This window comes from Gillisella taibaishanensis, assembly GCF_001938985.1.
GTDB lineage: Bacteria > Pseudomonadota > Alphaproteobacteria > Rhizobiales > Rhizobiaceae > Allorhizobium > Allorhizobium taibaishanense.
In genome coordinates, this window is sequence record NZ_MKIN01000002.1 from 1 (window position 1) to 598 (window position 598).

A 598-nucleotide genomic window follows, 5' to 3' on the forward strand; every position below is an offset into this window, starting at 1 on the left:
TCACCGCGACCGATGCAAACAGCGTCACTGGCGCCGCAAGCTACTCACTCGCCGTCGCGGCAGCCGTTCCCGGCGCACCGGTGATTGGAACTGCCACCGCCGGTGACGGCCAGGCAAGCGTGGCCTTCACCGCGCCCGCCAACAACGGTGGCGCAACCATCACCGGCTATACGGTCACCTCCAGTCCGGGCGGCATCACCGCAACCGGCTCGGCAAGTCCCATCACCGTGACAGGCCTCACCAACGGCACGGCCTATACCTTCACCGTTACGGCATCCAACAGTGCCGGAACAGGCTCGGCGTCGTCGGCTTCCAACTCGGTTACACCGACCGCAGCCCTTCAGGCTCCGGTCGCCAATGCCGTCAGCGCCACCGTCAGCGCAAACTCGTCCAACAATACCATCACGCTGAACATCACTGGCGGTGCAGCCACATCCGTTGCCGTGGCCTCGGCAGCATCGCATGGCACGGCAGCCGCCGATGGAACATCCATCACCTATATCCCGATCGCAGGCTATTCCGGGTCTGACAGCTTCACCTATACCGCCACCAACGCCACGGGCCCATCCTCTCCGGCCACCGTGACGATCACCGTGAC

At 64.7% G+C, this 598-nt stretch carries 1 protein-coding gene; it reads left to right on the plus strand.

The features are described 5' to 3' along the window. Positions 1-598, plus strand: a 598-nt coding sequence (locus BJF91_RS00005; protein WP_139310532.1) for a fibronectin type III domain-containing protein, incomplete at both ends; no start/stop codon positions are given.